Here is a 4,110-nt window from a genome sequence, read left to right on the forward strand (position 1 = left end):
GGCCCAGTCGGCCCCAAGCTGCGATTTTGGCCAAGTCGGAGAACGTTTTGGGAACGTGGCATTCGGTATTGACGATGGAAATCATAGAAGAGGACAGTTCGCTCCATCATAGGGAGTGGGTTGATGGATCGGAGTATTCCGGGCGGGGATTTGATCGGACGATGGAGCCTGAGCTTTGCCGATATTGATTTTGTAAATTCGAAGCCGGCCCTGACGCGCCTTGGCCTCGCCGCGCAGCTGAAATTCTTCGCTTCCCTGGGGTTTTTCGCGATCGATCCCGGCTCAATCCCTACCGATGGCCTCTCGTATCTGGCCGAGCAACTCGGTGTCGAGGCTGGCGAGATAGCCGGTTATGACTTTTCCAGTCGGACAGCACGACGGCATTGTGCGGAGATCCTGATCCATCTTGGATATCACCGCATGAAGCGGGTGGATCGCGCGCAATTGACGGAATGGATTGCTGGCGAGCTGTGCCCGGGCGGCCAGTCGATCAATGCCATGCTTGAGCATGTTTTCCTGTGGTGCCGGGACCGGCGTATTTATGGGCCGTCGCGCAAGGAGCTTGAACGTGTCGTTCGCTCACAACGGCAAGATTATCTGGACACCTGGCTGATCGGAACCAGTGATCGGCTTTCGTCAGATGCGGTGGCGTTATTGGAAGCCTCGCTTGCCGATCCGGACAGCTCGACCGGATTCAACAGGATGAAGGGTGACGCCGGACAGGCAACGCTCGACAACATTCTCGACGTGACCGAGAAACTCGCCTTTATCCAGAGACTTGATCTTCCCCATGATCTCCTGACGGCTACGGGCAAGCCATGGGTCGATCAGATTGTTCGCCGCGTTGCCGGTGAAAAGGCCTCGGAGATGCGCCGGCATGCGCCGGCGCGACAGCTCGGCCTTTATGCGATTTATCTAATGTCGCGGGAGGCGCAACTCACTGACGCGATGATCGACCTGCTGATCGAAACCGTTCACAAGATCGGAACGCGCTCGAAACGCAAGGTGGTGGGCGATATCGCGAAAGACATCGAGCGGGTCTATGGAAAGGAGCGCCTGCTGGTCGAGATCGCCAGCGCCTCGATCAATGAACCATCGGGGCGCATCTGCGATGTCATTTTCCCGATCGCCGGTAAGGCCAAGCTGGCGGCGATCGTCAAGGAGAGCCATGCGAAGGGCGCTCTGGACCGGCGCATCTACAAGGTGATGCGTGGTTCCTGGGCCAATCATTACCGGCGCATGCTGCCAAGCCTGCTTTCCGTACTTGAGTTCCGGTCGAACAACGCGGTGTGGCGGCCGGTCCTGGCGGCCCTCGACTGGATCAGGAGCAAGGTGGATGGCGGATGCCGCTTCGTGCCATTGCAGGATGTTCCGATCGATGAGGTGATTCCAGCGCGATGGCGCAGTTCCGTCATTGATGACGATGGGCGGGTAAACCGGATCAGCTATGAGCTTTGCGTCCTGACGCAACTGCGCGACCGCATCCGCTCCAAAGAAATCTGGGTGGTCGGGGCGGATCGCTATCGCAATCCCGATGACGATCTTCCCAAGGACTTCGAGATCAGGCGAGATGCGTACTATTCCGGCCTCAGCCTGACGCCAGATGCGCAGGCGTTTTGCGCCTCGATCCGGGAGGAGCTTGAACGGGAACTGTTGCTCCTCAATGCCAATATTCCACAAAACGACAAGGTCCGGCTCCTGTGGCGCGGCGACAACCGGATATCGATTACACCGTTCAAGCCCTTGCCCGAACCGAAGGGTCTCGCTTCGATCAAAAGCGAGATCGGTCAGCGCTGGCCGATGACCGGACTGCTGGACGTGTTGAAAGAGGCTGCTCTGGACACGGGATTGATGGATGCTTTCGAAACGTCGGCCTCGCGGGTTACCCTGTCGAAAGCAGCCTTGGCTCAGCGTCTTTTGCTGTGTCTCTATGGCTTGGGCACGAACGCCGGGCTCAAGCGGGTCGCTGGCGCAACACCCGATGTCAGTTACGAGGAATTGCTGCATGTCCATCGCCGTTTCATCCACGCGCCAGCGCTGAGGGAGGCGTGCGCGCGGGTAGCAAACGCGACACTGGCAATCCGCAATGCCGCAGTATGGGGAGATGCGGGCACGGCATGCGCGTCCGATTCAACGAAGTTCGGCGCGTGGGACCGCAACCTGATGACGGAATGGCACGCCCGCTATGGCGGCCGTGGCGTCATGATCTACTGGCATGTGGAGAAGCGCGCGACCTGCGTTTATTCCCAGCTCAAGCGGTGCTCTTCCTCGGAGGTCGCCTCCATGATCGAAGGCGTGCTACGCCATTGCACCGACATGGAAATCCAGCGCCAGTACGTCGATAGCCACGGCCAGAGCGCAGTCGGCTTTGCGTTCTGCCGACTCCTTGGATTTGAGCTTGCCCCGCGGCTGAAAGCAGTGGCACGCCAGAAACTGGCCCTTCCCCAAGCCGGCATGCGCACGCGGCTTTCCAATTTACTGCCGATCCTCTCCAGCCCGATCGACTGGGACGAGATCGAGCAACAATATGACGAAATGGTCAAATATGCCGCTGCCATGCAATCGCGCACCGCCGATCCGGAAGCGATCCTGCTCCGGTTTGCCAGAGCCGAAGTGATGCACCCGACCTACAAGGCGCTGAGTGAACTCGGCCGCGCGGTCAAAACAATCTTCCTATGCCGGTATTTGCGTCAGGAGGCATTCCGCCGCGAGATCCACGAAGGGCTGAATGTGGTTGAGAACTGGAACGGCGCTAATGGTTTCGTGTTCTTCGGCAAGGGCGGCGAGATCGCCACCAACCGCATCCATGAGCAGGAAATCTCCGTTCTGGCGCTACACCTCCTGCAAGCGTCGCTGGTGTATGTGAACACCCGCATGCTTCAGACCGTACTGGTTGAGCCGAAGTGGGCGGGGCGGATGACGCCGGAAGATTATCGTGGTCTCACGCCGTTGATCTACAGTCATGTGAACCCTTATGGCCGCTTCGACCTCGACCTGAACGACCGGATTGATTTTGGACGGCTTGCAGCGTGAGGCGGCTGATCGGCCTATAACATTTGGGTACACCCCAGAGTGATAGGGCCGAGTGACACCATTCGTCTGTCACAAAAGGGTGGGTTTGCGCTCAATGTGACGATACACTGCAAGAGCCACCCTAATGTGACGGATTTTGCACTTGGCTCGTATCGGATATGCCCGCGTCAGCACCACGGACCAGGATCTGGATATCCAGATTGGCCGCCTCAAGAATGCAGGTTGCGAAATTATCCGTTCCGAGACCGGATCGGGGGCCTCGCGGAGCGGGCGCACGGAACTGGAAACGATCATGCAGTTTATGCACACCGGCGACGAGCTGGTCGTGCTGCGGCTCGACCGGCTCGGCCGCTCCACGCGCGATGTCCTGAACCTGGTGCATGAGCTTGATGAAAAGGGAGCTTCGCTGCGCATCCTTGAGCCAGAGGTGACGACGGCGGGCGACATGGGGCGAATGGTCATCACCATACTCGGCATGGTCGCCGATATGGAGCTGAAGTTCATCAAGGATCGTCAGCGCGCCGGGATCGAAGCGGCGCGCGCCGAAGGCGTTTACAAAGGCCGGAAGAAGAACGTCGATGACGATGAAATCCGCCGTCGCCTTGCCGCCGGCGCCAGCAAGGCCCGCGTTGCCCGCGACCTGAAGGTCTCACGAATGACCGTCTATCGGGCGCTCGACATTATTCCGTCACAGACCAAACTGCCGGAAAAGCCGCCCACTGCCAGCATCGCCCTGCATCTGATTATCGAGAACTTCAACAAGCGTGGAAGAGGTAGAAAACCCGCTCGGGAGCGGATTGAGGCGATGCTGGAACGCGACTACGCCATGGTAAAAAACGGCAATTGTGATTACAAACTGACCGTCGCCTATGACCCCGATCCGGATGGCATTTCCCTTGATGAGGAAATCCAAAGCCTCCTCTCCGAGATGTTCAACATCGCAGAGAGCTACAATTGCTCCATGGAAGCCGATATCTACGAGGTCGGTGGTCAGCAACGGTCCTGGTAGAATCAATCAAGCGTTCAGTGTTCGTTCTTCAACCTGGCCAAAATCGCAGCTTCGGGCCGACTGGGCCT

At 58.5% G+C, this 4,110-nt stretch carries 2 protein-coding genes; both read left to right on the plus strand.

Annotated elements, in window-relative coordinates; genetic code table 11:
* The first annotated feature begins 123 nt into the window (after positions 1-123).
* Positions 124-3,033, plus strand: coding sequence for a Tn3 family transposase (locus tag CG471_RS29120; protein WP_048938210.1), 2,910 nt, complete (start codon positions 124-126; stop codon positions 3,031-3,033).
* A 142-nt stretch (positions 3,034-3,175) separates the two neighbouring features.
* Positions 3,176-4,042, plus strand: a complete 867-nt coding sequence (locus CG471_RS29125; RefSeq protein ID WP_006953933.1) for a recombinase family protein — start codon at positions 3,176-3,178, stop codon at positions 4,040-4,042.
* The last annotated feature ends 68 nt before the right edge of the window (positions 4,043-4,110 follow it).

Origin of the sequence: Sphingobium sp. IP1 (assembly GCF_002708645.1) — a bacterium.
GTDB classification, from domain to species: Bacteria; Pseudomonadota; Alphaproteobacteria; order Sphingomonadales; family Sphingomonadaceae; genus Sphingobium; species Sphingobium yanoikuyae.